At 64.1% G+C, this 24,398-nt stretch carries 24 protein-coding genes; 17 read left to right on the top strand and 7 right to left on the bottom strand.

Annotated features, from left to right (window positions below):
• Window positions 1-20: 20 nt before the first annotated feature.
• Window positions 21-419: a hypothetical protein gene (locus C8C94_RS10235; protein ID WP_121420639.1), complete on the top strand. Its 399-nt coding sequence runs from the start codon at window positions 21-23 to the stop codon at window positions 417-419.
• Between the two features lie 360 nt (window positions 420-779).
• Here the strand turns inward: C8C94_RS10235 and C8C94_RS10230 are convergent, their stop codons facing one another.
• Window positions 780-1,250, bottom strand: a complete 471-nt coding sequence (locus tag C8C94_RS10230; protein ID WP_233573445.1) for a toll/interleukin-1 receptor domain-containing protein — start codon at window positions 1,248-1,250, stop codon at window positions 780-782.
• Window positions 1,251-1,976: 726 nt separating this feature from the next.
• On the bottom strand, window positions 1,977-2,273 hold the full coding sequence (locus C8C94_RS10225) for a hypothetical protein (RefSeq protein WP_121420637.1): 297 nt from the start codon (window positions 2,271-2,273) through the stop codon (window positions 1,977-1,979).
• Window positions 2,274-2,387: 114 nt separating this feature from the next.
• Here C8C94_RS10225 and C8C94_RS10220 point away from each other — a divergent pair, with 114 nt between their 5' ends.
• The 9 genes from C8C94_RS10220 to maiA all read left to right on the top strand — a co-directional run bounded on the left by C8C94_RS10220 (window position 2,388) and on the right by maiA (window position 10,748).
• Window positions 2,388-3,020, top strand: a complete 633-nt coding sequence (locus C8C94_RS10220; RefSeq protein WP_121420636.1) for a hypothetical protein — start codon at window positions 2,388-2,390, stop codon at window positions 3,018-3,020.
• 572 nt (window positions 3,021-3,592) lie between these two features.
• The gene (locus tag C8C94_RS10215) at window positions 3,593-4,924 is read left to right on the top strand and encodes an aromatic ring-hydroxylating dioxygenase subunit alpha (RefSeq protein ID WP_121420635.1); all 1,332 of its coding nucleotides are present in this window, start codon (window positions 3,593-3,595) and stop codon (window positions 4,922-4,924) included.
• A 5-nt stretch (window positions 4,925-4,929) separates the two neighbouring features.
• On the top strand, window positions 4,930-5,403 hold the full coding sequence (locus tag C8C94_RS10210) for an aromatic-ring-hydroxylating dioxygenase subunit beta (RefSeq protein ID WP_108499844.1): 474 nt from the start codon (window positions 4,930-4,932) through the stop codon (window positions 5,401-5,403).
• A 9-nt stretch (window positions 5,404-5,412) separates the two neighbouring features.
• A complete protein-coding gene (locus C8C94_RS10205) occupies window positions 5,413-5,736 on the top strand; it encodes a non-heme iron oxygenase ferredoxin subunit (RefSeq protein ID WP_121420634.1) in 324 nt (107 codons plus the stop codon).
• A 39-nt stretch (window positions 5,737-5,775) separates the two neighbouring features.
• Window positions 5,776-7,053 (top strand): NAD(P)/FAD-dependent oxidoreductase, encoded by a 1,278-nt coding sequence (locus C8C94_RS10200; RefSeq protein ID WP_121420633.1) that lies wholly within the window; start codon window positions 5,776-5,778, stop codon window positions 7,051-7,053.
• Between the two features lie 89 nt (window positions 7,054-7,142).
• Window positions 7,143-7,859, top strand: a complete 717-nt coding sequence (locus C8C94_RS10195; RefSeq protein WP_121420632.1) for a fumarylacetoacetate hydrolase family protein — start codon at window positions 7,143-7,145, stop codon at window positions 7,857-7,859.
• A 31-nt stretch (window positions 7,860-7,890) separates the two neighbouring features.
• Entirely contained in the window at window positions 7,891-9,015 is a 1,125-nt protein-coding gene (locus C8C94_RS10190; protein ID WP_121420631.1) for a cupin domain-containing protein, read from the top strand.
• 54 nt (window positions 9,016-9,069) lie between these two features.
• A complete protein-coding gene (locus tag C8C94_RS10185; RefSeq protein ID WP_121420630.1) occupies window positions 9,070-10,071 on the top strand; it encodes a tripartite tricarboxylate transporter substrate binding protein in 1,002 nt (333 codons plus the stop codon).
• A gap of 38 nt (window positions 10,072-10,109) precedes the next feature.
• Complete coding sequence (maiA, locus tag C8C94_RS10180; RefSeq protein WP_121420629.1) at window positions 10,110-10,748, top strand: maleylacetoacetate isomerase; 639 nt, start codon at window positions 10,110-10,112, stop codon at window positions 10,746-10,748.
• Between the two features lie 178 nt (window positions 10,749-10,926).
• Here the strand turns inward: maiA and C8C94_RS10175 are convergent, their stop codons facing one another.
• Window positions 10,927-11,913, bottom strand: coding sequence for a 2Fe-2S iron-sulfur cluster-binding protein (locus C8C94_RS10175; protein WP_121420628.1), 987 nt, complete (start codon window positions 11,911-11,913; stop codon window positions 10,927-10,929).
• A 109-nt stretch (window positions 11,914-12,022) separates the two neighbouring features.
• Between C8C94_RS10175 and C8C94_RS10170 the strand changes: the two genes are divergently transcribed.
• Window positions 12,023-12,952 (top strand): LysR family transcriptional regulator, encoded by a 930-nt coding sequence (locus C8C94_RS10170; RefSeq protein WP_121420627.1) that lies wholly within the window; start codon window positions 12,023-12,025, stop codon window positions 12,950-12,952.
• 171 nt (window positions 12,953-13,123) lie between these two features.
• Here the strand turns inward: C8C94_RS10170 and C8C94_RS10165 are convergent, their stop codons facing one another.
• Window positions 13,124-13,945: a pyruvate, water dikinase regulatory protein gene (locus tag C8C94_RS10165; protein WP_055398690.1), complete on the bottom strand. Its 822-nt coding sequence runs from the start codon at window positions 13,943-13,945 to the stop codon at window positions 13,124-13,126.
• 264 nt (window positions 13,946-14,209) lie between these two features.
• Between C8C94_RS10165 and ppsA the strand changes: the two genes are divergently transcribed.
• From ppsA to C8C94_RS10145, 4 genes are all read left to right on the top strand, one after another.
• Complete coding sequence (gene ppsA / locus C8C94_RS10160) at window positions 14,210-16,600, top strand: phosphoenolpyruvate synthase (RefSeq protein ID WP_121420626.1); 2,391 nt, start codon at window positions 14,210-14,212, stop codon at window positions 16,598-16,600.
• Between the two features lie 67 nt (window positions 16,601-16,667).
• Complete coding sequence (locus tag C8C94_RS10155) at window positions 16,668-17,012, top strand: DUF4212 domain-containing protein (RefSeq protein ID WP_121422795.1); 345 nt, start codon at window positions 16,668-16,670, stop codon at window positions 17,010-17,012.
• A 2-nt stretch (window positions 17,013-17,014) separates the two neighbouring features.
• Window positions 17,015-19,105 (top strand): VC_2705 family sodium/solute symporter, encoded by a 2,091-nt coding sequence (locus C8C94_RS10150; protein WP_121420625.1) that lies wholly within the window; start codon window positions 17,015-17,017, stop codon window positions 19,103-19,105.
• Window positions 19,106-19,271: 166 nt separating this feature from the next.
• The gene (locus tag C8C94_RS10145) at window positions 19,272-19,778 is read left to right on the top strand and encodes a hypothetical protein (RefSeq protein WP_121420624.1); all 507 of its coding nucleotides are present in this window, start codon (window positions 19,272-19,274) and stop codon (window positions 19,776-19,778) included.
• Window positions 19,779-19,889: 111 nt separating this feature from the next.
• On the opposite strand, the gene C8C94_RS10140 is transcribed toward C8C94_RS10145, so the two are convergent.
• The 3 genes from C8C94_RS10140 to C8C94_RS10130 form a co-directional block, all read right to left on the bottom strand.
• Window positions 19,890-20,249 carry an FKBP-type peptidyl-prolyl cis-trans isomerase gene (locus tag C8C94_RS10140; RefSeq protein ID WP_121420623.1) on the bottom strand — a complete coding sequence of 120 codons (360 nt, stop codon included), beginning with the start codon at window positions 20,247-20,249 and terminating at the stop codon, window positions 19,890-19,892.
• 150 nt (window positions 20,250-20,399) lie between these two features.
• Window positions 20,400-20,708, bottom strand: a complete 309-nt coding sequence (locus C8C94_RS10135; protein WP_010464095.1) for a helix-turn-helix domain-containing protein — start codon at window positions 20,706-20,708, stop codon at window positions 20,400-20,402.
• A 376-nt stretch (window positions 20,709-21,084) separates the two neighbouring features.
• Window positions 21,085-21,990 (bottom strand): LysR family transcriptional regulator, encoded by a 906-nt coding sequence (locus tag C8C94_RS10130; RefSeq protein WP_121420622.1) that lies wholly within the window; start codon window positions 21,988-21,990, stop codon window positions 21,085-21,087.
• Window positions 21,991-22,114: 124 nt separating this feature from the next.
• Here C8C94_RS10130 and C8C94_RS10125 point away from each other — a divergent pair, with 124 nt between their 5' ends.
• On the top strand, window positions 22,115-23,080 hold the full coding sequence (locus C8C94_RS10125; RefSeq protein ID WP_121422794.1) for a hydroxymethylglutaryl-CoA lyase: 966 nt from the start codon (window positions 22,115-22,117) through the stop codon (window positions 23,078-23,080).
• A gap of 23 nt (window positions 23,081-23,103) precedes the next feature.
• Entirely contained in the window at window positions 23,104-24,318 is a 1,215-nt protein-coding gene (locus tag C8C94_RS10120) for a CaiB/BaiF CoA-transferase family protein (protein ID WP_121422793.1), read from the top strand.
• Window positions 24,319-24,398 lie beyond the last annotated feature (80 nt).

The raw sequence follows: 24,398 nt of genomic DNA, 5'->3' as shown, positions 1-24,398 counted from the left end.
CACCTGTTGAAAGGACTCTCATGAAAACCACCCGCCAACTTTTCGCCGCCCTGGCCCTCGCAGCTGTGGCCACCACCGCCGTCCATGCCGCTGGCGACCACGGCGCAGGCCATGACCACAAGCCCCAACACGGTGGCATCGTGGCCGAAGCCAACGACATGGACTACGAACTCGTCGCCAAACCCGACACCATCACCCTGCACCTGCGCGACCACGGCAAACCCGCCAAGACCGAGGGCGTGAGCGCCAAGCTCACCCTGCTCAACGGCACCGAAAAATCCGAGGCTGTGCTTGTACCGGCAGGCGAGGGCAGGCTCGAAACCAAAGGCATCTTCAAGGTGGCGCCGGGCACCAAGGTGGTGGCGCTGGTGACGCTGCCGGGGAAGAAGGTGGCGAATGTGCGGTTTGCGGTGAAGTAAGCCGCTGCCGGAGAGAGAAAGAAAGCGTTGTGCGCCACGCGCCGCTGCGTTGGCTTTTGCTGACGTGGCGGTGTGTGGTCTGTCCCAGTTGCAGTGCGCCATGAGCGCGGGCGAGGTGGGTGCGCGCGTGGTGTCAGTGGTGAGGTGTACTGAAATTTGAAGAAAAATTGGGCTCTACCGCTTGTCTATAAAGCGCTTATAGCTATCAAATTAGTAGTGATGTGATTGATGCCGGGCGCAAGGTTCTGAGCGTCAGTGGGCGGGGAAAGTTGGATTTTTGGGCGCGCAGTGCCTGGCTTTTTAGGCGGACTACTGTCTATTGATTCTTTCCCGGCAATGCTGACGTTCTTTCTGGCTGCGCTAAGTCCAGATCTTGACCAACTCGGCAATCTTGTCGGCGATCTGGGCCAGTGTGTCTTCCTTGGTGTCTAGACCAGACCGGGATGCAAGCAAAGGACTCACGTTTCGCAAGTCGTCGTAGGTTGTCTCGTGCACGATGGGGACCAGACGATTGCCGGCAAGTAAGGCGGAGAGTTCTTTGTCGGCGACACCCTGATTTGGAAGTCCCTTGATGAAGTTCGGCGTGACCAGCACAAGACCGATGCGCGAATTCGCCAACCCCCGGTCAATAGTTCGCATCATCGGCACACCCAGACCTAGGTCCAATTCACTAAACCATGTTTTGACGCCAGCTGCTTTGAGCGCGTCGTCAAGGTCCTTGGCTGCACCCTGCCGGTCGGGCCATGCATGGCAAAGGAAACAGTCACGTAGATCGGGCTGTTGGACAGCCACTCTTTCGACGGCCTCACGGATTGGCGTGAGGGATTGCACTTGTGCCGGGGTGTACAAGACGGTGGAGCCTGTGCGCGACCAACGCGGGCGGGAACCGCCGCTTGAGCGACTGCTACTGCTCCCGGTCGTGGTGGATGACGAATACGAAGGGTGGGAGGGGGTGCTGTACCCGCCGCTATAGCCATAACCCCGGCCGTAGCTGTATCGACACGCAGGACAGGCGGCCGCAGCTGCTGCCGAATTGTGTCCACGAACTGGTGCTGTGCATTTAGCCATTGCTTGAATCCCCGATTGCTGAGACAGGCGCTTCGTAAGCCTGGAACAGATAAATCCAATTACCGCAATTGTTGCGGACCGGTCATTCACTTGTGAAGGCAGTTGGACCGTAACGGGCCCGAAGCCGACGGTAAATACGATACATCCCCGACGTAGTCATCGACTCATTACCCGCTTACTCGCAGTCCGAAACAGCCGTTAGACAGCACGGCCCTTGCCTGCGAGCAAGCTATAGTTTGCTGAGCTTCCCGGAATTTTTATACCTGAATGTTTGAACAGAACGGCGCTTGCAGACTTAAGCTGCAAGCCACTTTCAGGAGAAAGCAGTGTCGGAAATATCCCGCTCGGTCCAATTGGTCCTGCAGGTTTTTCGGTCTAAATTGTTAGATATCACAACAACCAACTATGTCGTCTCGTCCGCTCCTAGAATCTGTCCTCAAGGACCGCAACTCAATCGTCGAGTTGGTTCTCGCAGCGGTTGTTCTTGGGTTAGGCGTCAATCTCCTTGCCACCGCAGTCGGTGTCTACTTTCAAGATTCTGTCTGGCCCCTTACCCTTCTTGGCGCTTCCCTGGTAGTGCTTGGCATCTAAGTCACCGCACGCCGACTTTTTGGCGCCAGCAAAATCGAACGCAAGTTTGAAGGTTTTGTCTGTTTTCGTCGCGGTACATCGGAGCTGATTCCGGTTCCTCGGTACGAGTATGTCGAAGAACTCATAGACCATGTCACCGCACTCTTCTCCGAGAACGAGGCACCCAAGAAGCTCTGGGAAAGTGATCCGGTTCATAAGTCCATTGAGGTAGACGTACAGACGCTGAGTGCGAAGAAGCGGGTCACAGCAGCGGGCCAACTTCTGGTCGAGGCAACCGAGTACTTCGTCTTAGAAACACTCTCGACTCATTTGACTGACTACTTCAATCAGTCCGGACTCGATGCGGCGAGGCTCAGAGAATTCGGGCGGGAAGACGTTCCGACGCTACTGTTCAAGAATCGCTTCTTGGATACCTTCTCACGCCCGATGCGTGAACGCGCAGCATTCATTGACCAAACGCTTTCGGAGCAACCTTGGCAGGATCAAACAGTTTCATCCTATGGCCCAGGCGGCATCGCGTATCACAAGTTCGACCTTGTGCTACCCAAAGAAGCTACCGTCTCTCGTGTTGACTCGAAGTCGATCCTAATAAACGCGCCAAAGTTTGTAATGACCCTGTCGGTAGTCTTCGACGGGTTCGCCTCAGTCCTTCCTCGTGGCTTTGAAGAGCTCTACTTGGGAGAGGTCGAATTTCCCGACGTGTCTGTCTACCAAGTAGGAATCTCCGTCAACGTTGAGTTCAAACCGTTTGCGCTGTTGACTCGGACTGGCTGGGACTATCACGCATGGATCGACTCCTTCCTGCTAAAGGTCGATCACCGGTTTTCCGGCGATTCATTCCTTAAGCATATCCAATGGAGTGGGGCCGTAACCTTGGCTCGAGTCGTTGAGAGAGTCATCGCTAGACAATCCGCTGCTGTTAAGCCGCGCACGGAAGCGTAGTGATGCGGAGCCCTTCGCTCAACCGGCCCCGCCTACGGCAGATCGGTTGGCTTGGCCGTTTACTCGATGTTTTTTCTTGTGGTCATCGGCTGCTACTGGCCGGTGGTACGTGTTCAACGGCCAAGTCGGGATGATGGCAATCTCTGCAAAGCAGCCCCTGCTGATCTGAGCTGATCTGAAATGCCCTCGCATGGCCCAGCCACCCATCGGCTGAGCATTGTCCCCAACGGCCTCCCTGCCACGCAGGCTGTCCGCCCGGCCCAGACCCATCGGTAGAGGCTCTCGGCCGACCGCCCCAGTACCCGCTCCCGTTTGTCCCGCTCACGCAACCTGCGTGCGGCGTGGCCTTGCGCGCCTCGCACCCCCGCATGGCGCAGTAGTCTCCTACACCGCCGTCAAAGTCATATTCACCTGAGTGATGTGAAACATCACCAGCGTTCCATTGACTGATATTGCTGCAGAGCGAATGATCGGTTCCCAGGCGCTGGATGCATCCGCACCGGCCCCGAAAGACTGATGGATCGATGGATCGACCGATTGACTCGCGATGACAAAAAACAAAGGAGACGCCCATGCATGAATGCCCCGTGACCGTGTTCCCGCAGCAGATCCGCTGGGAGACGGACGGCACCAGCCGCATTCCCTTTCAGGCCTACACCGATGAGGCGCTGTACCGCAAGGAGCTGGACCGTTTGTTCTACAACGGGCACTGGTGTTATGTTGGCCTGGAGGCTGAGATTCCCCACGCGGGGGATTTCAAGCGCACCGTGATCGGCGAACGTTCGGTGCTGCTGGTGCGAGACAAGGATGCTTCGATCCATGTGGTGGAAAACGTCTGCGCCCACCGGGGCATGGCGTTTTGCCGCGTGCGGCATGGCAACCGCGAGAGCCTGACCTGCCCGTACCACCAGTGGAACTACACCCTGTCGGGCGACTTGCAGGGCGTGCCGTTTCGGCGTGGCGTGAAGCAGGATGGCAAGGTCAATGGCGGCATGCCTGCGGATTTCAATCCGGCAGAGCACGGGCTGACCAAGCTCAAGGTGGCTACCCGTGGCGGCGTGGTGTTTGCGTCGTTTGACCACAGCGTGGAGCCGCTGGAGGAATTCTTGGGCCCCACCATCCTGGGCTACTTTGACCGGCTGTTCAATGGCCGCAAGCTCACCATCCTGGGCTACAACCGCCAGCGCATTCCGGGCAACTGGAAGCTGATGCAAGAGAACATCAAGGACCCGTACCACCCCGGCCTGCTGCACACCTGGTTCGTCACGTTTGGGCTCTGGCGTGCCGACAACAAGTCGCAACTGCTGATGGACGCGCAGCACCGCCATGCGGCCATGGTCTCGACCCGTGGCGCGGCGGGTAAGGCGGAGGATGTGACGCAGGTGTCCAGCTTCAAGGCCAGCATGTCGCTGAACGACCCGCGCTTTTTGGACATTGCGCAGGAGGACTGGTGGGCGGGGCCGCCCCCGGCTGCCAGCAGTGGTGGTGGTGATGCTGCGGCGCCCAGCGTGCCAGCATCGGTGCCCACGGCGGTGATGATGACCGTGTTCCCCAGCGTGATTTTTCAGCAGCAGGTCAACAGCGTGTCCACGCGCCACATCCAGCCGGATGGCAAGGGAGCGTTCGATTTTGTGTGGACGCATTTCGGCTTTGAGGACGACAGCGAGGAGATGACGCAGCGCCGCCTGCGCCAAGCCAATCTGTTCGGCCCGGCGGGCTTTGTGTCGGCCGACGATGGCGAGGTGATCGAGTGGTCGCAAGAAGGCTTTGAGACCAAGCCCGCGCACCGCACGCTGGCCGAACTGGGCGGGCGCGATGTGGGCGACACGGACCACATGGTGACCGAGACGCTGATCCGGGGCATGTATGAATACTGGCGCAAGGTGATGGAGGCGGAGGCTTGACCATGATGGACTTCCAGACCTACTTTGAACTGAACCAGCTCTACGCCCGCTACGCCCGCGCACTCGACGCGGCGGACTGGGAGGCGTGGCCTGAGTTTTTTATCGACCACTGCGTGTACAAGCTGCAGCCGCGCGAGAACCACGAGCGCGGGTTTCCGCTGGCCACACTGGCGTTTGACAGCAAGGGCATGCTGAAAGACCGCGTCTACGGCATCCGCGAGACGCTGTTCCACGACCCCTACTACCAGCGCCATGTGGTGGGCGCGCCGCTGGTGCACAAGGTGGATGCCGATGGCCGCATCCACTGCGAGGCCAACTATGCGGTGCTGCGCACGCGCCTGTCGAAGGAATCGACGGTGTTCAACGTGGGGCGCACGCTCGATGAAGTTGTGCCCACGCCCGAGGGGCTGAAGTTCGCATCGCGCCTCGTCGTCTACGACAGCGAGATGATCCCCAACTCGCTGATCTACCCCATCTGAGGAGCCGCCATGACGACGATGACGACAAACTGGATTGACGCCGCCGCGCACGGCGATGTGCCGCAGGATGACGTGATCGGCCTGGCCGTGGCCGGGCGCGACATTGCGCTGTATGGCGTGGGCGGCGAGGTGTTTGCCACCGACAACATCTGCACCCACGGCCATGCACGCCTGTGCGATGGGTTTCTGGAAGGGCACGAGATCGAATGCCCTTTGCACCAGGGCAAGTTTGATGTGCGATCAGGCCAGCCCACCTGTGCGCCGGTGACCGAGCCGCTGCGCAGCTACCCCGTGAAGATCGAGGGCGGCCGCGTGTGGCTGGCCCTGGACTGAACGCCGCTGAGCACAGCAACCCCTCTCAAGGAGACCCCCATGACTGCCGAACGACCCCAGGTCGAGGCCGCTGCATGGCCGCATGCAGGCACCAGCACCGACCCGGCTTCCACCATCGTGATCGTCGGTGCAGGCCAGGCGGGCGGCTGGGCCGCGCAAACGTTGCGCAGCGAAGGCTTTGCGGGCCGCGTGGTGCTGATCGGTGACGAAGTCCACCCGCCGCACGAGCGGCCACCGCTGTCGAAGGCGGTGCTATCGGGCGCAGCCGACCCTGAGAGCACGCGCCTCATGAAGCCCGAGGCCTTTGACGCCCTGGCGGTGCAATGGCGGCCCGGTGTGCAGGTGCACCGCATTGACCGCGCTGCCAAGCAGGTGCTGCTGTCCGATGGCGCAGCGCAGCCCTACGACAAGCTCATCCTGTGCACCGGGGGGCGCGCCCGGCGGCTTGCCGTGCCGGGCGCTGACCAGGTGCCGCTGCACACGCTGCGCACCATTGAAGATGCGCAGGCGCTGGCCCCGGCCCTTCGGCCTGGCCGCAGCGTGGTGGTGGTGGGCGGTGGCTGGATCGGCCTGGAGGTGGCGGCCACCGCACGCCAGCAGGGCGCGGAAGTGGTGGTGGTGGAGACGCAAAGCCGCTTGTGTGAACGCACCGTGCCCGCTGAGGTGTCGGCGTATCTGCTGGCGCTGCACCGCGCCCAGGGCGTGCGCGTGCTGCTGGGCGCGGGTGTGCGGGGCTTTGCCCGCGCTGCAGATAGCCGCTCGGAGGTCTTGCTGGCCGATCGCAGCGCGCTGGCGTGCGACTCCATCGTGCTGGGCGTTGGCTTGGTGCCCAACGACGAGCTGGCGCGCGCGGCGGGCCTGGCTTGCGAAGGTGGCGTGCTGGTCGATGCCCAATGCCGCACGTCTGACCCCCACATCCTGGCCGCAGGCGATGTGGCCGTGGCGCCTAACCCCTGGGCGGGCCGCAGCCTGCGGTTGGAGTCGTGGCAGAACGCGCAAGAGCAGGGCATGGCCGCTGCGCGCTCGGCCCTGGGCCAGGCCGTGGACTACCAACCGCTGCCGTGGTTCTGGTCCGACCAGTACGGCATGAACCTGCAGATCTACGGCATGCCCACGCCTGCGCACCGCGTGGTGCAGCGCGGCGACCCGGCCATCGGCAGCTTTGTGCTGTTCTACCTGGCGGGCGATGTGGTGCAGGCCGCCGTAGGGGCCAACGCAGCGCGCGACCTGCGCTTTGCCCGCAGGCTGATCGAGCAGCGCAAGCCGGTGGATGCCGAGCGGCTGGCCGACCTGAACACGCCGATGGCAAAGCTGTGAACCCAACTGGATGCCGCGCAGCACCGAGGCCCGCACCCCACCAAAGCCCACAAGAAACCGAACACGACAACCCGCTAAGGAAACCACCGATGACCGCAACCACGTCAACCACTTACCTCTGGACCCCGCCCCCCGTCTATTCGCTGCCTGTGCGTGGCCGCAGCGAGCGCCTGCCCATCCACCGGCTGTTCTTTGTGGGCCGCAACTACCACGCGCATGCGGTGGAGATGGGGCGCCCGGTGGACAAGGCGGTGGAGGTGCCGTTCTACTTCACCAAGGCGCCGTCCACGCTGGTCGAGTCTGGCGCGACCGTGGCCTACCCACCCGGCACCCACAACTACCACCACGAAATGGAACTGGTGCTGGCCATTGGTGCGCCCGGTTTTCGAGTGAGCGAGGCGGATGCGCCCAGCCTCATCTACGGCTATGCCTGCGGCCTGGACATGACGCGCCGCGACTTGCAGCTGGTAGCGCGCGACAAGGGCCGGCCTTGGGATCTGGGCAAGGATGTGGAGCAGTCTTCCGTGGTCTCAGAGGTCGTGCCCCTGCCCGAGGTGGTGCTGGGCCAGGGCAACCTGGAGCTGTCGGTCAACGGCACTGTGTGCCAGAAGTCCGATCTGTCCAAGCTGATCTGGAACATCCCCGAGCTGATTGCCGACCTGTCCAAGTTCTACCACCTGCAGCCGGGTGACCTGATCTTCACCGGCACGCCCGAGGGCGTAGGCCCCGTGCTGGCAGGCGACCGCATTGAAGGCCACATTGAAGGCGTGGGCAGCATCGTGCTCCACGTTGGCTCGGCGGAATAAGAAAAAACCACATCCAGGAGACAACCCCACCATGACCACCGACCTCACGCCTTCCCCCGTGCGGCTGCACGCCGTTGCGGGCAAGGGCCAGCCCGATCCGACGCCCGAGCTGGAGCAGCTGTACCGGGGCTTTGAGCAAGAGCTGCTGGTACCGCTCTGGACGCAGATTGGCGACCTGATGCCCCGCCAACCCCAATCCAAGGCCGTGCCGCACTTGTGGCGCTGGGACCGCTTGAAAGCCCTGGCCGCACAGGCGGGCGCCATCGTGCCCGTGGGCCGTGGCGGGGAGCGCCGTGCGATTGCGCTGGCCAACCCGGCGCTGGGTGGGCGCCCCTTTGCCACGCCCACGCTGTGGGCTGCCATTCAGTACCTGATGCCCGGCGAAGACGCGCCCGAGCACCGGCACACGCAGCACGCGTTTCGTTTTGTGGTGGAAGGCGAGGGCGTGTGGACCGTGGTCAATGGCGATGCCGTGCGCATGTCGCGCGGCGACTTTCTGCCCCAAGCGGGCTGGAACTGGCATGCCCACCACAACGCTGCCACCGAGCCCATGGCCTGGATCGACGGCCTGGACATTCCGTTCTCGTACTACACCGAGAGCCAGTTTTTTGAAGTGGGGCGCGAGAAGCTCCCACCCGCCGAACGCACCACCGCCGAGCGTTCTTATTCCGAAAGGCTGTGGGGCCACCCCGGCCTGCGCCCGGTGTCGATGGTGCAGGCCCAGCCTGCCACGCCCCTGCTGGCCTACCGCTGGGTGGATACCGACCGCGCGCTGGCCGATCAGCTGGCGCTGGAAGACGAAGGCCAGCCGGGCACGCTGAGCCCAGGGCACGCGGCGGTGCGCTTTACCAACCCCACTACCGGCGCCGATGTGTTGCCCACCATGCGCACCGAAATGCACCGCGTGCGCGCGGGCGGCGCAACGCGGGTTCAGCGTGAGGTGGGGTCGTCGGTGTTCCAGGTGTTTGACGGCAGCGGCACCGTCACGGTGGGTGAGCGCACCTGGCAGGTGGCGCGGGGCGACTTGTTTGTGGTGCCGTCCTGGCAGCCGTTCTCGGCCCAGGCATCTGCTGCTGGCGCACTCGACCTGTTCCGCTTCAGCGACGCGCCGATTTTTGAGGCGCTGCACAGCCACCGTGTGCAAGTCACTGTTTGATCCATCACTCACCAAGCCGGATTCGGCTTTCATAAAACAAAGGAGACACCCCCCATGCTGACCGCCATTCGTTCACAGATTTTTAAACCCGCTCTGGCGCTTTGCGCGCTGGCCCTTGTGGCCGCCGCGAGCGTGCCCAACGCCGTGGCGCAGACCTTCCCTGCCAAACCCGTTCGCTCCGTCGCGCCGTATTCGCCCGGCAGCGGCCCGGACGCGGTGATGCGCATCCTCAGCGAGCGCTTGTCGCGCAACTGGGGGCAGCAACTTGTCATCGACAACAAGCCCGGCGCCAACGGGTTCATCGCCATCGGCGATGCCAAGCGCGCAGCGCCAGACGGCTACACCTTGCTGCAGGTGGACAACACGCACATGGCCTTGCAGCCGCATGTGTTCAAGCAGCTGCCCTATGACCCGTTGAAGGACTTTGAGCCCGTGGCGCCGGTGTATTTCACGAACTTCTTTGTGGTGGTGGCGGCCAACTCGCCCTGGAAGGATGTGGGCGATTTGATCAAGGCGGCCAAGGCGGCGCCGGGCGACATCACCTACGGCTCCTGGGGCATCGGCAGCGTGGCCCATGTGGGCGCGGCGAGTCTGGAGGCAGCAACGGGCACAAAGATGATGCATGTGCCGTACAAGGACATGGGCAGCGTCTACACCTCGGTGGCCACGGGCGACATCAAGTGGGCGTTTGGCACGGCGGCGACGGCCGGGCCGATGTTCCAGGCCAAGAAGGTGAAGTTTCTGGCCCTGGCTGCGCCCCAGCGTCTGGCGGGCTTCACCGACATTCCGACCATGGGCGAAGCGGGCGGCCCGGCCGGGTTTGAAGTGAAGACCTGGGTGGGCCTGTTTGCGCCCGCAGGCACGCCCAAGGTGGCCATCGAGAAGATCAATGCCGACGTGGGCAAGGTGCTGGCCACCTCTGAGGTCAAGGAGCGCCTGGCGACCTTCGGGTTTGAGCCCTACATCGGCCCGCCCGCCGAACTCACCAAGGCCATCGAACGCGATTCGCGCACGTTCGGTGAAGTCGTCAAGCGCGCCAAGATTGCCCTGGACTGAGACAGAGACAGAGACAGAGACTTATACAGAGACTGAGCATGAAACTCTATTCCTTCTTCCGCAGCGGAACCTCCCACCGCTTGCGCATTGCGCTCAACCTCAAGGGGCTGGCCTACGAGCAGGTCGCGGTCGATTTGCGGCGTGAGGAGCATCTGGGCGATGCCTTCAAGGTGATCAACCCGCAGCAGTTCGTGCCCGTGCTGGAGGCCGACGAGCGCCTGATGATTCAGTCGCCCGCCATCATCGAGTGGCTCGAAGAGCGCTATCCCACCCCACCGCTGCTGCCCGGCGATGCAGGCGATCGCGCCCAGGTGCGCGCCCTGGCAGCCATCGTGGGCTGCGACATCCATCCCATTAACAACCGCCGCATTCTGGAGGCGCTGCGCCATCGCTTTGGTGCCGACGAGGCGGCGGTGAACGACTGGTGCGGCACCTGGATCAGCGCGGGCTTTGACGCCATCGAGGCGCTGCTGTCGAAGGACCCGCAGCGCGGTGATTTCTGCTTTGGCAGCACCCCCACGCTGGCCGATGTGTACCTGGTTCCGCAGGTGGAGAGCGCGCGCCGCTTCAAGGTGGACTTGTCACGCTGGCCGCTAATCCAGGCAGTGGACGCTGCCTGCGGGCAACTGGAAGCGTTCCGCAAGGCGGCGCCCAGTGCGCAGCCGGATGCGGGCTGAGCTTGTCGAAGCCCCTCGCGGCGCTTCGACCGCGCTGAGTGAGCGGTTCAAGTGGATTCAGAAGACTCCACGAACCTCATTCCGTTTCCAAATCATTCGTGTCTAGGCGCGAAGCCGCAGACAGTGCTGTAGCACGGCAAGGCGAAGCAACAACGACACGGATGATTTGGAGACGGAATCAGTCGCCCTGCATGTAAAAAGCCTCGGCATGGAGGTGCGCCGCCTCCAGGCCTTTGCCCAGCGCCAGCAGTGTGGTGGTCTCCACCATCGGCGGCGATCCGCACAGATACGCCTGCCAGCCTTGCAGGCTGGCGTGGTCCTGCTCGATGGCCTGGGTCACCAGCCCGCGCCGCTGCGTGGCAGGGTCGGCGCCCGAGGCCACCACCACATGCACCTGCAGCGCCGGGTGCACGCTGCGCAGATGGTCCAGCCACGTCAGGCCATACAGCTCGCGCGGGGAGCGCAGGCCGAAGTACAGGTGAATGGGGTTGCGCATCCCGGCGGCCATGGCGCCGCGCACCACCGACAGCACTAACGCCAGCCCGGTGCCCCCGGCCACGCACAGCATGGGCCCCGTGTGCTGCTGGCGCAAATAGGCCGCACCCAGCGGCCCGCTGACCTTGACCTTGTCCCCCACCTTCAGCTGCCCGGCGATGTAGCCGCTGACCCGGCCCTGGGGCATGAGCTGTATATGGAACTCCAGCAGCGGCTCGCCGGGCAGGTTTGCCATGGAGTAGGGGCGCACATGCGTCGGCGTGAACCCCAGTTGCATGTACTGGCCCGGCGAGTACGCAATGGGCTTTGCCACCTTGAGCAGCAGGCGCCGGATGTCTGCCGCCAGCGGTTCGATGGCCACCACGGTGGCCTTGGCCACGCGCGCACGGTGCACCACGGCTTCGCCGGGGGCGGGCACTTCGATGGTGCAGGGCTCGGTCACATAGGTCTGGCAAGCCAGCACGGCGCCGTCCACGCCGTCCAGCGGGCGCTGCTGCTCGCGCCCGCCATCGAGCACCTCACCAGACAGCACCCGGCAGCGGCAGATGCCGCAGCGCCCAGAAAGGCACGAATACGACATCGGAACCTGCGCCGCGCGCAGGGCGTCGAGCAGGTTCACGCCGGGCTCGGCGCGGATCACGCGGTTAAGCGGCTGAACGAGGATGTCCATGGCGGGCTGCGTTCGATTTCATCCAGCCCATTGTGCCCACGAAAGCGCCTGCGAATCACTGGCTGCAATACCATCGCCACTTCATATCACCCGAGCTGATGGAGTGGCGATGGAGCTATCGGATATCGACCTGAACCTGCTGGTGCTGTTTCAGCAACTCATGGTCGAACGGCGCGTGTCGAAGGTGGCTGACAACCTGGGGCTGACGCAGCCTGCGGTCAGCAACGCGCTGGCCAAGCTGCGGCGCATTTTTGGCGACGAGCTGTTCTTGCGCACCTCGGACGGCATGGTGCCCACGCCTTTTGCCGAGCAATTGGGCGAGTCCGTGGGGTATGCGCTGGGCATGATCCACAGCGGGCTGAACCAGCGCACACAGTTCACGCCCGCAACGCTCAAGCGCACCATCACCATCGGCATGACAGACATTGGCGAGATCGTCTTCCTTCCCGCGCTGCTGGAGCGCCTGGGGCGGGAGGCGCCGGGCGTCACGCTGAACACCGTGCGCAACAACGCCGCCCATCTGCGCGAAGACATGGAGGCTGGCAAGGTGGACCTGGCCATCGGCCTGCTGCCGCAGCTGAAAGCCGGGTTCTTCCAGCGGCGCTTGTTCCGCCAGCGTTATGTGTGCCTGTTCCGAAAGGGCCACGCGCTGGACCGGCCCAAGCTGCTGTTGTCGGACTACAAAGCGGCAGAGCACCTGGTGATCGTGTCGGCGGGCACGGGGCACGGCAAGGTAGATGAATTGATCCAGAAGGCTGGCATCGACCGCCTGGTGCGGCTGAGCGTGCCGCACTTTGTGAGCGTGGGCCACATCCTCCAAAGCACGGCGCTGGTGGCGACGGTGCCCGAGCGGCTGGCGCTCAAGCTGGTCGAGCCCTTTGGCCTGGTGCTGCGCACACACCCCGTCAAACTGCCTGACGCGCCCATCAGCGTGTTTTGGCATGCCAAGGTGCACCGCGAGCCGGTGAACCAATGGCTGCGCAGCATGGTGTTTGAATTGTTTGGGGGCGATGGCCCCGCTGGCGGTGATTTGCCGTGATCTGCGGGCGGGGCTTGCGGCGCAAGCCAGACTGCACCACCGGTCCTGTGAGAACATTGCTATATTATTTATAGCGTTTTGCGCTTGTCAGTAGGGCGGTAGAGCCTGTTTTTGCATAAATCCGCCATGGCCCCCGAGGGAGGTTGGGTCGTACTTGCCATGCAACGCTGCTCAATACACCAGCCTCTCCGGCCGAATCTCCTGCAGGATGGTGGTGGCAATCTCTTCAATCGACTTGGTGGTGGTGGACAACCACCGGATGCCTGCGCGGCGCATCATGGCCTCGGCTTCGGAGACCTCCATGCGGCAGTTTTCCAGGCTGGCGTAGCGCGAGTTGGGGCGGCGCTCGGCGCGGATCTCGGCCAGGCGGTCGGGGCTGATGGTCAGGCCAAAGATCTTGCTGCGAAACGGCACCAGCGCCGGTGGCAGCTGGCGGCGCTCGAAGTCTTCGGGGATCAGCGGGTAGTTAGCGGCTTTCAGGCCGCACTGCATGGCCAGGTACAGGCTGGTGGGGGTCTTGCCGCTGCGGCTCACGCCCACCAGGATCACGTCGGCGCCGGCCAGGTCGCGGTTGCTCTGGCCGTCGTCATGGGCCAGGCTGAAGTTGATGGCTTCGATGCGGTCCGTGTATTCCTTGCTGCGGCTCACGTCGCTGAAGCGCCCCACCCGGTGGTGCGACTTGATGCCCAGCTCCTGCTCCAGCGGGTGCACAAAGGTGCCGAACATGTCCAGCAGCATGCCTTTGCAGCCGTCCTGGATCACTTTAAGCACCTCCATGTTGACCAGGGTGGTGAAGACGATGGGCTTTTTGCCCTCGACCTCGCCGGTGTGGTTGATTTGCCGCACCGCCTGGTGGGCCTTGTCCACGGTGTCGATGAAGGGCAGGCGCACATGGCGCGGCTTCATCTCGAATTGGGCCAGGATGGCGTTGCCGAAGGTTTCGGCGGTGATACCGGTGCCGTCAGAGACAAAAAATACGGTGCGCGAGTGCATGGAGCCCCTTTTTTTGGATGCGGCTTGCGCCAGCCGGGTTGCCACCACAAAGAAGTGGTGATTGCCCGATTTGCGTAAGTCGCGTGAAAGCGTCAGCCCGCTGCCAGATGCTCGGGCCTACAATTGTCACAATTATCCAATTCTCACCATGCACCGCGTCGGCCCACAACCACAACGACAAAGCCTCAGGCCGTGCATGGCCGCCTGCCAGGAGCCATCCAGGGCCCGGCACGCAGACCCGGTTTCAACTTCTGGAGCTTTCCCATGTCTGCACTTTTCAGCCCGACCGCCCTGGTCGTACCGTTTGAAAACCTGAGAATGACCGATGTCGAGGCCGTTGGCGGTAAAAACGCCAGCCTCGGCGAGATGATCTCCCAGCTGCCCCAGGGCGTGCGCGTGCCCACGGGCTTTGCCACCACCGCCCACGCGTTCCGCGAGTTCCTGGCCTACGACGGCCTGGCCGACAAGATCAGCGCCAAGCTCAAGAGCCTGGATACCGAAGACGTGCGCGCCCTCGCGCAGGTGGGTGCCGAGATCCGCGCCATGGTTGAGGCCCAGCCCTTCCCGGCCGACCTGCAAAAGGCCATTGCCGACGAATTTGCCAAGCTGAGCGCTGGCAACCCCGCTGCCTCGTTTGCCGTGCGCTCGTCCGCCACGGCAGAGGACTTGCCCGATGCCTCTTTCGCAGGCCAGCAGGAAACCTTCCTGAACGTGGTGGGCATCGACGAAGTCATGCACAAGATGAAGGAAGTGTTCGCGTCGCTGTACAACGACCGCGCCATCTCCTACCGCGTGCACAAGGGCTTTGAGCACGACGTGGTGGCCCTGTCTGCCGGCGTGCAGCGCATGGTGCGCTCCGACCTGGGCGCTGCGGGCGTGATGTTCACCATCGACACCGAATCCGGCTTTGAAGACGTGGTCTTCATCACCAGCAGCTACGGCCTGGGCGAGACCGTGGTGCAGGGCGCCGTGAACCCCGACGAGTTCTACGTGCACAAGCCCATGCTCCAGGCGGGCAAGAAGGCGCTGATCCGCCGCAACCTGGGCAGCAAGCTGATCCAGATGGTGTTCTCCAGCGCGGAAGAAAAGGCCGCCAGCGGCAAGCTGGTCAAGACCATTGATGTACCCACCGAGCAGCGCAACCGCTACTCGCTGACCGATGCCGACGTGGAACAACTGGCCCGCTATGCGCTGGTGATCGAACAGCACTATGGCCGCCCCATGGACATCGAGTGGGGCAAGGACGGCACCGACGGCCAGCTCTACATCCTGCAGGCGCGCCCTGAAACGGTGAAGAGCCAGTCCAAGGGCCAGGCCGAGCTGCGCTACAAGCTCAAGGGCCACGGCACCGTGCTGGCCGAGGGCCGCGCCATTGGCCAGAAGATCGGCACCGGCCCCGTGCGCCTGGTGCACAACATCTCCGAGATGGACAAGGTCCAGCCCGGCGATGTGCTCGTGACCGACATGACCGACCCCAATTGGGAACCCGTGATGAAGCGCGCCAGCGCCATCGTCACGAACCGGGGTGGCCGCACCTGCCACGCCGCCATCATTGCGCGCGAGCTGGGCATCCCGGCCGTGGTGGGCTGCGGCGACGCGACCGAGCGGCTGAAGGACGGCACGCTGGTCACGGTGAGCTGCTCCGAGGGCGACACGGGCAAGATCTATGACGGCCTGCTCGAAACCGAAGTGACCGAAGTGCAGCGCGGTGCGATGCCCCCCATCAAGACCAAGATCATGATGAACGTGGGCAACCCCCAGCTGGCCTTTGACTTCTGCCAGCTGCCCAATGAAGGCGTGGGGCTGGCGCGCCTGGAGTTCATCATCAACAACAACATTGGTGTGCACCCCAAGGCCATCCTGGACTACCCGCAGATTGATGCCGACCTGAAGAAGGCGGTCGAATCCGTGGCCCGGGGCCATGCGTCGCCCCGCGCGTTCTATGTGGACAAGGTCGCCGAAGGCGTGGCCACCATCGCCGCCGCCTTCTGGCCCAAGCCCGTCATCGTGCGCCTGTCTGACTTCAAGTCCAACGAGTACCGCAAGCTGATCGGCGGCAGCCGCTACGAGCCCGAGGAAGAAAACCCGATGCTCGGCTTCCGTGGCGCAGCCCGCTACATCAGCGCAGAGTTCGGCGAAGCCTTTGCGATGGAGTGCGAGGCGCTCAAGCGCGTGCGCAACGACATGGGCCTGACCAACGTGCAGGTGATGGTGCCGTTTGTGCGCACGCTGGGCCAGGCCGAGCGCGTGACCAAGCTGCTGGCCACCCACGGCCTTCAGCGCGGCAAGGACGACCTCAAGGTCATCATGATGTGCGAAGTGCCGAGCAACGCCATCCTGGCCGAGCGCTTCCTGGAGTTCTTCGACGGCTTCTCCATCGGCTCCAACGACCTGACCCAGCTCACGCTGGGCCTGGACCGTGATTCGGGCCTGGAGCTGCTGGCGCAGGACTTTGATGAGCGCGACCCCGCTGTCGAAGCACTGATTCATCAGGCCATCAAGGCCTGCCTGGCCCAGGGCAAGTACATCGGCATCTGCGGCCAGGGCCCCAGCGACCACCCTGACTTTGCGCAGTGGCTGGCCAAGGAAGGCATCTCGTCGATTTCGCTCAACCCCGACAGCGTGATTGCCACCTGGCAGCAACTGGCAGGCTGACGCACCGACCGGGCTGCCATGTGCCAACTGCACCACCCGCCACTGCGTCCCTGATGCTGTGCCTGTGATGCAGCCCCCGCAGCAGCACCGGCGTTCTGCAGACGCCGAAATGGCGGGCCCGTTCCCGCCCGATCTGCACGATGTGCGGCACCTCAAGCTCAAGGCCGGCTTGCTGCTGCTATGGGCGCTGGTGTCGTTTGGTGCCACCTATTTCGCCCGGGACCTGCAAGTGCTGGTCTTTGGCGGTTGGCCCCTGGGCTACTGGATTGCGGCGCAGGGGGCAGTGCTGGTGTTCATTGGCATTGTGGTGGTCTATGGCTGGGCCATGAACCGCTTCGAACGGCAGGATGCGGAGCGCCTCGCAGCGGATGCCGTCGCCCTTTCGGACGACGCGGACCGCCCCCACGGCTGACCATGGCTGAAAACAATTCTTCCGACACCGATCGGGCCTATCTGTGGCGGTTGCACCGCATCCTGGCGCTGTATGTGACCGGGGTGCTGGCCTTTCTGGCGCTGATGACCTGGGCAGAGCACCAGGGGCTTTCGCGGCACTGGATCGGGCCGATTTTTCTGTTCCTCACGGTGATGGTCTACGCGGGCATCGGTGTCTATGGCCGTACCACCGACCCCGAGGAATACTACGTGGCGGGTCGGCGCATTCCGCCCATGTACAACGGCATGGCGGCAGCGGCAGACTGGATGAGTGCCGCATCGTTCATCAGTCTGTCGGGGGCGCTTTACCTGCAGGGTTTTTCCGGCACACCGGGGCAGGCCGGGGGGCTGGCCTATCTGCTGGGGTGGACGGGAGGCTTTTGCCTGGTGGCGATGCTGATCGCGCCGCACCTGCGCGCCATGGGCCTGTACACCGTGCCCGATTTTTTCCACGTGCGTTTTGGCGGCCGGTGGCCGCGTGTGATTGCGGCGCTGGCGGCGGTGCTCTGTTCGTTCACGTATGTAGTGGCGCAGATTTACGGTGTGGGGCTGATCGCTTCGCGCCTGACCGGTGTGCAGTTCGAGATCGGCATCATGCTGGGCCTGGGCGGGGTGCTGCTGTGCTCCTTCCTCGGTGGCATGCGCGCCATCACCTGGACGCAGGTGGCGCAGTATGTGGTGGTGCTGCTGGCGTTCCTGATCCCAGTGTCCTGGCTGGCGTACAAACAGTTGGGCAACCCGTTGGCGCCCGCAGTCTATGGCGCGCAGATCAGCAAGATCGCCGACCTGGAAGCGCAGCTGCTCGATTCCCCCGCAGAGCATCAGGTGGTGCAGACCTACCTGCGGCGCGCCCAGGATTTTGAGGCGCGGCTGCGTGATGTGGAAGGCGCCCTGGAGCGTGAGCGCGAGAAAGGGCGGGAGCGCATTCGCGCGCTGCGCACCCAGAACGCCGATGTAGGTTTGATCGTCACGGCCAGCCGCGAGCTGGCGGCCCTGCCGCGCGATGCCGCAGCGGCGCGCGAACGCTGGACCCGCGAAATGCGCGAGAACTACGAGCGTGCGCGTCCCCTGGGCGGCTTGCCCCTGCACAGCCAGGCGTATGTGGGTGACCCGCAGGGCACGCCCGACGAGCAACGTGACTACGAGCTGACGCGCCGCAACTTCCTGGCACTCATGTTCTGCCTGATGGTGGGCACGGCAGGCTTGCCGCACCTGCTCACGCGCTACTACACCTCGCCCACGGTGTCGGCTGCGCGGGCATCGGTGGCGTGGTCGCTGTTTTTCATCGCCTTGCTGTACCTGAGTGCGCCCGCGTTGGCGGTGCTGGTGAAATTCGAGGTCATGCAAAACCTGGTGGGCAGCAGTTTCGAGGCTTTGCCCACCTGGATGGCCCAATGGGCGCGGGTGGACAGCTCGCTGTTGTCGGTGGAAGACGTGAACGCTGACGGCATCGTGCAGTTTGGAGAGATCCGGCTGGGGGCCGACCTCATCATGTTGGCCACGCCGGAGCTGGGGGGCTTGCCCTATGTGGTGTCGGGCCTGGTGGCGGCTGGCGGGCTGGCGGCGGCGCTGTCTACCGCTGATGGGCTGCTGCTCACCATCAGCAACGCCCTGGTGCGCGACCTGTATTTTCAGGACGCAAAGCGCCAGGCGTCGCCGGAGCAGCGTGTGATTCTGAGCAAGTTTGCCTTGCTGTCCGTGGCCCTGTCGGCGGCATTTGTAGCGGCGCTCAAACCCTCTGAGATTCTGCCGATGGTGTCGGCGTCGTTCTCGTTGGCGGCTTCGGCCTTTGTGCCGGTGATGGTGCTGGGTATCTTCTGGCGCGGTACCACGCGGCAGGGGGCAGTGGCGGGCATGCTGGCAGGGCTTGGCGTGGCGGTGTACTACCTGCTGTCGCATGTGCCCGCCATGCGCGCGCTGCCCAGCTGGCTGCTGGCAGACGGGCTGTGGTTTGGTATTCAGCCCGTCTCGGCCGGGGTGTTTGGCGTGCCCACCGGCTTGGTAGCGACGGTGGTGGTGAGCTGGCTGACCCGGCCTGCCCCGGCGCTGCCGCGCATCCGGTCCGAGATGTAGGGGGACTTGGGTTGGCAGACTGGAGTGCCCTGCCCGTGCGCCTGCTAATGGGTTATGCGTAAACCCCGATTACCAAGCCTGCGCAAACGTGAGAATCTGGGGCGTGAAAGCTCACCTGTCGGGGTGAGCTTCGGTCACACCACAATGGTTCAGCTCAAGGAGATTCATGGTTCTCGTCAAAACGCAGGCAGGGCAGGAAGCGCTCAAGGATCGGCGCGGTAGCCTCAGCTCACGCCAGCGCTCGGCTTTTATTCTTTTTGACGGAAAGCGCTCCACGGGCGAAATACTGGCGGCCACGGCAGCCATGGGGATCACGCAGGAGGATGTCCAGGCCATGATTGCGCAGGGACTGCTGGCTCCGCTGCCGGGGCAGTCTCTGCCTGCAGCTTTTGCCACCCCGCATGATGCGACGGCAGAGCCTGCACCGGCCATCGATCTGGGGACGGTGGCGTCGCCGCTGGAGGGCTCCGGGCGCTCACCCAAGGAGCGTTACCAGGCGGCCTACCCCATCGCCACCGAGCTGACAGCGGGGCTGGGGTTGCGCGGGTTCCGGTTGAATCTGGCGGTTGAAGGGGCGGGCAGCTTTGAGGATCTGGCGGCGCTGGCACCCAAGATCCGCGAGGCGGTGGGTGACGCCAAATTCAAGCGGCTGGACGAAGCGCTTTTTGATTGAGGCGCCCGGATCCTCTCCCCCGAGAGGCGCACCAGGTTCATGCGTGAAGTGTTGGCACAAAAAAAGCGGCCCCAGGCCGCTTTGTGTTTGGTGCGTCACAGGGCGCAGCGCTCAGCGGCCGACCTTGAGCAGTTCCACATCGAACTTGAGCGTGGCGTTCGGTGGAATCACGCCACCCGCGCCGCGTGCACCGTAGCCGAGGGCGGCAGGAATGATCAAGGTGCGCTGGCCACCGATCTTCATGCCTTGCACGCCTTCGTCCCAGCCCTTGATGACCATGCCCGCGCCCAGCGAGAACTCGAAGGGGTCGTTGCGGTCGCGGCTGGAGTCGAACTTGGCACCTTGCTCGCCGTTGTTGTAGAGCCAGCCGGTGTAGTGCACCGACACGTTCTGGCCCTTGGTGGCTTCGGTGCCTTCGCCCACGGTGGTGTCTTCGTATTGCAGGCCGGATGCGGTGGTGGTCAGTGCCATGGGTGAAATTCCTTGTTTGCTATTAAAAAAAGAGCTATTGGCGCTTGATGGTTAAGCGCTAGCAGCATTTTTGACCCCTATTTTAACGAAAGCCCCGCGCGGAGGTCCGGCGGGGCTTTTCCCTGAGTGGGGCAGGGGAGCTGTTTAGCGTCAGGCTTTTTTGGCGCGGCCAGCGACCCAGCGGGTGGCGAAGGCCTGCACGTCCGACAGGCGCTTGAGCAGGTCGGCGCCCGAGGGGGTGACGGTGTAGCCGTCGCTGCCGTGGTCTACAAAACCGGCTTCGCGCAGTTCCTTGATGCGGGTGTTGAGCGTGTTGGGGGTGATGCCCCCCACGCTGTCCTGCAGCAGGCGGAAGGTCTGGGGGTGACCGTCCTTCAGGGCCCACAGCACGCGCAGTGCGTAACGGCATTCGAGCCGCTCGAACAACTGGTTGATGGCGGCATTTTCTTTGGAGCTCATGGACGCTTCTCCTCGCGCAAGTGTTGGATCAAATATTCATTCGGGTGGGCGAATGCCGGGCCCGGTGATGCGCTGAGACTATAGCGCGGAACCCATTTTGCTACAAGTTTGGTAGCTCAGAACGCACACCACACATGCGCTACACCCCGAAAAACCTGTGTTACAAGTCAAACTGTTGCGGTAGGGCCACGGTTCTAGGAGCCTGTAGGACTTGGAGCGTAGAAAGTGAAAACTGGCCCCAGCGAGGACAGTTTTTGCCGGATTTGCAGCCCCATAGCCCGGCTGTGGGGCAAAAAAGGCGGTGTTCTCGAAGAGCGGCTAAGCCAAAAATGGACCGCTGCGGTCCATTTGCCAAGCCTGACAGGCTCCTGGACGGTCATTCCTGACGGCCCAGCCCTGCCAGGTGGCTGACCAGCAACTGTGCGGCCGGGGCCAGCATCTGGGCGCTGCGGTAACAGATGGCGAAGCGCCGTCGGGCCCAAGGGTCGCTCAGTGGAACCACCCGGATGGGCGCAGTCTGGGCAAAAGGCAGGGCCACTTCGCGCGGCACGACACTGATGGCCAGGTTGGCCCGCACCACCCGAAGTGCCGCATCGAAGTTGGACACCAGCACCCGGTGCGCCAGCATCTTCCCCTCCACGGCCGCAGCGCGCGCCAGCAACACCTGCACGGCGCTCAGCGCGGGCATGCTGACGAATTCATGGTCCAGCACGTCGGCAAAACGCACGCTCTGGTGCTGGGCCACCGGGTGCAGCGCATGGGCCACCACGGCCAGGTGGTCGGTACGGTAGCCGCAGGTTTCCAGGCCTGTAAGGTCGGCCGCGTCCCAGCAGATGCCGATGGAGGCACTGCCGTCACGGATGCCCTGTACGACGTCCGGGCTCACGCGCTCCTCCAGGCTTACCTGGATGTCGCGGTGCGCCGGGTCTTGCAGAAAAGCGGCCACGTCGTCTGCCAGTGATTCGGCCATCACCGAGGCCGTGACCAGCATGCGCACATGGCCCCGCGTGCCGGTGGCATAGGCCGCCATGTCGCGTTCAATCTGGCCCACGCTGGCCAGCATGGTGCGCGCGTGCTCCAGCAGGGTTTCGCCCGCCGGGGTGGGCACCACGCCACGGCGTTTGCGCAGTAGCAGCGCCGTGCCCACCGTGTCTTCCAGCTGCGCCAGCCGCTTGCTGATGGCCGAGCCCACGATGGACTCCTGCTCGGCCACGCGCGCGATGCTGCGCTGCTCGCACACGGCGGCAAAGAGGCGCAGGGTCTGCAGGTCCAGATCGCGCATGGGCTTGTCTCCAGGTGTTTGATATTCCTGTTTGGAATCATATGGCTTCCAAAATGTATTTTCTGATTCTGTTGGGAATTTCTAGAATCGACGGCAGAACACCACCCGCCGGAGACAACCAGTGCTGACCCCCTCTACCGCTTCCACCACCCCGGCGCGTGCCACCGTCCGCGAAGTGGGTCTGCGCGACGGCCTGCAAAGCATTGCCACCGTGGTCTCCACCGCGCACAAGATCGAATGGCTCAACGCCGCCTACGCCGCCGGCCAGCGCGAGATCGAGGTGGGCTCCTTCGTGCCCGCCCGGCTGCTGCCCCAGCTGGCCGATACGGCCGAGGTGCTGGCCCACGCCAAAACCCTGCCGGGCCTGGTGGCCTCGGTGCTCGTGCCCAACTACAAAGGCGCCGAACGCGCGCTGGAGCAGGGCGCTGACTTGATGGTGGTGCCCTTGTCTGCCAGCCACGCCCACAGCCTGGCCAACCTGCGCAAGACGCCCGACGAGGTGGTGGCCGAGGTGGCCCACATCCGCGCGCTGCGCGATGCCAGCGGCAGCCGCACATTGATCGAAGGTGGCGTGGGAACGGCCTTTGGTTGCACCTTGCAGGGCGAGGTGGCCGAGAGCGAGGTGCTGCGCCTGATGCAAGCGCTGCTGGATGCGGGCGCCGACCGCGTGAGCCTGGCCGACACCGTGGGCTATGCCGACCCGGCCTCGGTCGCCCGCCTGTTTGGCAAAGCGCGTGCGCTGGTGGGCGACCGCCTGGCCTGCGCGCACTTCCACGACACGCGCGGCATGGGCCTGGCCAATGTGGTTGCCGCCTGGCAGGCAGGCATCACGCGCTTTGACGCCTGCCTGGCCGGCATTGGCGGCTGCCCGCACGCGCCGGGCGCCAGCGGCAATGTCACCACCGAAGACCTGGTGTTCATGCTGGAGCGCATGGGCGTTGCCACCGGCATCGATGTGACTGCGCTGCTCGCGCTGCGCCAGCGCGTGGCCGGATGGCTGGCGGGCGAGACCCTGCATGGCACCCTATGGCAGGCCGGGCTGCCGCAGAATGCCGCACCTGCAGTGCTGCGCGAAGCAGCAACGGCCTGAACCCCTTTCTGAACGCTCTGAACATGCACGACACATCCCCCCCTCTCTCGTCCCCCCGCCTGCCGCTCGAAGGCCTGCGCGTGGTGGAGTTCACCCACATGGTCATGGGCCCCACCTGCGGCATGGTGCTGGCCGACTTGGGTGCCGAGGTCATCAAGGTCGAGCCGGTGGACGGCGACCGCACGCGCCACCTGCTGGGTGCGGGCGCGGGCTTTTTCCCCATGTTCAACCGCAACAAGAAGAGCATCGCGCTCGACCTGCGCAGCCCCGAGGGCCTGGAGGCAGCGCGCAAGCTCGCGGCATCGGCCGATGTGGTGGCGCAGAACTTCAAGCCCGGCGTGATGACCAAATACGGCCTGGACTACGCGGCGCTGAGCCAGCTCAACCCGCGCCTCATCTACGTCAACCACACCGGCTTTTTGCCCGGCCCGTACGAGCACCGCACAGCGCTCGACGAAGTGGTGCAGATGATGGGCGGCCTGGCCTACATGACTGGCCGCCCCGGCGACCCGCTGCGCGCGGGCAGCAGCGTGAACGACATCATGGGCGGCATGTTCGGCGCGATTGGCGCGATGGCGGCGCTGATGCAGCGCGGCATCACCGGGCGGGGGCAGGAGGTGGACTCGGCCCTGTTCGAGAACAACGTGTTCCTGGTCGGCCAGCACATGATGCAGTACGCCGTCACCGGCAAACCTGCGGCCCCCATGCCCGACCGCATTTCGTCCTGGGCCGTGTACGACGTGTTCAGCGTGAAGGACGGCGGACAGATCTTTTTGGCCGCCGTGAGCGACGCGCAGTGGCAGACCTTTTGCGACGCCATGGGCTATGCCGACCTGAAGGCCGACACCGGCCTGGCCACCAACAACGACCGCGTACGCGCCCGCCCCACGCTGATGCCCGTGCTGCGCGAGCGGCTGGCGCAGCACACGGCCGACGAACTGGCCGCGATCTTCGAACGCCACGGCCTGCCGTTTGCACCCATCCGCCGGCCCGAAGAACTGTTTGACGACCCGCACCTGCAAGCCACGGGCGGACTGGCAGACATCACGCTGCCCGATGGCGAACGTGCCGGGCAGACCGCGCAGATCACGCTGATGCCGCTGCGTATGGACGGCCAGCGGCTCGATGTGCGCTGCGACCCGCCCCGCCTGGGCCAGCACACGGCCGAGCTGCTGCAGGGCCTGGGCTACACGGCCGATGAGGTGGCGGCGTTGCACGCCGCCGGGGCCATCGCCTGATTTTTTGAAACCATCCCCGGGCATAGCAATGTGGCGCAGACCACCGCCCAGGGTTCCCTGACCACGACCGGAGACAAACC

It is taken from the genome of Acidovorax sp. 94 (assembly GCF_003634645.1).
GTDB lineage: Bacteria > Pseudomonadota > Gammaproteobacteria > Burkholderiales > Burkholderiaceae_C > Acidovorax > Acidovorax facilis.
This window is presented reverse-complemented; position numbering and strand designations above follow the sequence as displayed.

What these genes read in the sequence shown, in the direction of transcription:
- C8C94_RS10235 (WP_121420639.1), top strand. Translation starts at nt 21, where the DNA reads ATGAAAACCACCCGCCAACTTTTCGCCGCCCTGGCCCTCGCAGCTGTG.
- C8C94_RS10225 (WP_121420637.1), bottom strand. Translation starts at nt 2,273, where the DNA reads ATGAACCGGATCACTTTCCCAGAGCTTCTTGGGTGCCTCGTTCTCGGA.
- C8C94_RS10215 (WP_121420635.1), top strand. Translation starts at nt 3,593, where the DNA reads ATGCATGAATGCCCCGTGACCGTGTTCCCGCAGCAGATCCGCTGGGAG.
- C8C94_RS10210 (WP_108499844.1), top strand. Translation starts at nt 4,930, where the DNA reads ATGGACTTCCAGACCTACTTTGAACTGAACCAGCTCTACGCCCGCTAC.
- C8C94_RS10205 (WP_121420634.1), top strand. Translation starts at nt 5,413, where the DNA reads ATGACGACGATGACGACAAACTGGATTGACGCCGCCGCGCACGGCGAT.
- C8C94_RS10200 (WP_121420633.1), top strand. Translation starts at nt 5,776, where the DNA reads ATGACTGCCGAACGACCCCAGGTCGAGGCCGCTGCATGGCCGCATGCA.
- C8C94_RS10195 (WP_121420632.1), top strand. Translation starts at nt 7,143, where the DNA reads ATGACCGCAACCACGTCAACCACTTACCTCTGGACCCCGCCCCCCGTC.
- C8C94_RS10190 (WP_121420631.1), top strand. Translation starts at nt 7,891, where the DNA reads ATGACCACCGACCTCACGCCTTCCCCCGTGCGGCTGCACGCCGTTGCG.
- C8C94_RS10185 (WP_121420630.1), top strand. Translation starts at nt 9,070, where the DNA reads ATGCTGACCGCCATTCGTTCACAGATTTTTAAACCCGCTCTGGCGCTT.
- maiA (WP_121420629.1), top strand. Translation starts at nt 10,110, where the DNA reads ATGAAACTCTATTCCTTCTTCCGCAGCGGAACCTCCCACCGCTTGCGC.
- C8C94_RS10175 (WP_121420628.1), bottom strand. Translation starts at nt 11,913, where the DNA reads ATGGACATCCTCGTTCAGCCGCTTAACCGCGTGATCCGCGCCGAGCCC.
- C8C94_RS10170 (WP_121420627.1), top strand. Translation starts at nt 12,023, where the DNA reads ATGGAGCTATCGGATATCGACCTGAACCTGCTGGTGCTGTTTCAGCAA.
- C8C94_RS10165 (WP_055398690.1), bottom strand. Translation starts at nt 13,945, where the DNA reads ATGCACTCGCGCACCGTATTTTTTGTCTCTGACGGCACCGGTATCACC.
- ppsA (WP_121420626.1), top strand. Translation starts at nt 14,210, where the DNA reads ATGTCTGCACTTTTCAGCCCGACCGCCCTGGTCGTACCGTTTGAAAAC.
- C8C94_RS10155 (WP_121422795.1), top strand. Translation starts at nt 16,668, where the DNA reads ATGCAGCCCCCGCAGCAGCACCGGCGTTCTGCAGACGCCGAAATGGCG.
- C8C94_RS10150 (WP_121420625.1), top strand. Translation starts at nt 17,015, where the DNA reads ATGGCTGAAAACAATTCTTCCGACACCGATCGGGCCTATCTGTGGCGG.
- C8C94_RS10145 (WP_121420624.1), top strand. Translation starts at nt 19,272, where the DNA reads ATGGTTCTCGTCAAAACGCAGGCAGGGCAGGAAGCGCTCAAGGATCGG.
- C8C94_RS10140 (WP_121420623.1), bottom strand. Translation starts at nt 20,249, where the DNA reads ATGGCACTGACCACCACCGCATCCGGCCTGCAATACGAAGACACCACC.
- C8C94_RS10135 (WP_010464095.1), bottom strand. Translation starts at nt 20,708, where the DNA reads ATGAGCTCCAAAGAAAATGCCGCCATCAACCAGTTGTTCGAGCGGCTC.
- C8C94_RS10130 (WP_121420622.1), bottom strand. Translation starts at nt 21,990, where the DNA reads ATGCGCGATCTGGACCTGCAGACCCTGCGCCTCTTTGCCGCCGTGTGC.
- C8C94_RS10120 (WP_121422793.1), top strand. Translation starts at nt 23,104, where the DNA reads ATGCACGACACATCCCCCCCTCTCTCGTCCCCCCGCCTGCCGCTCGAA.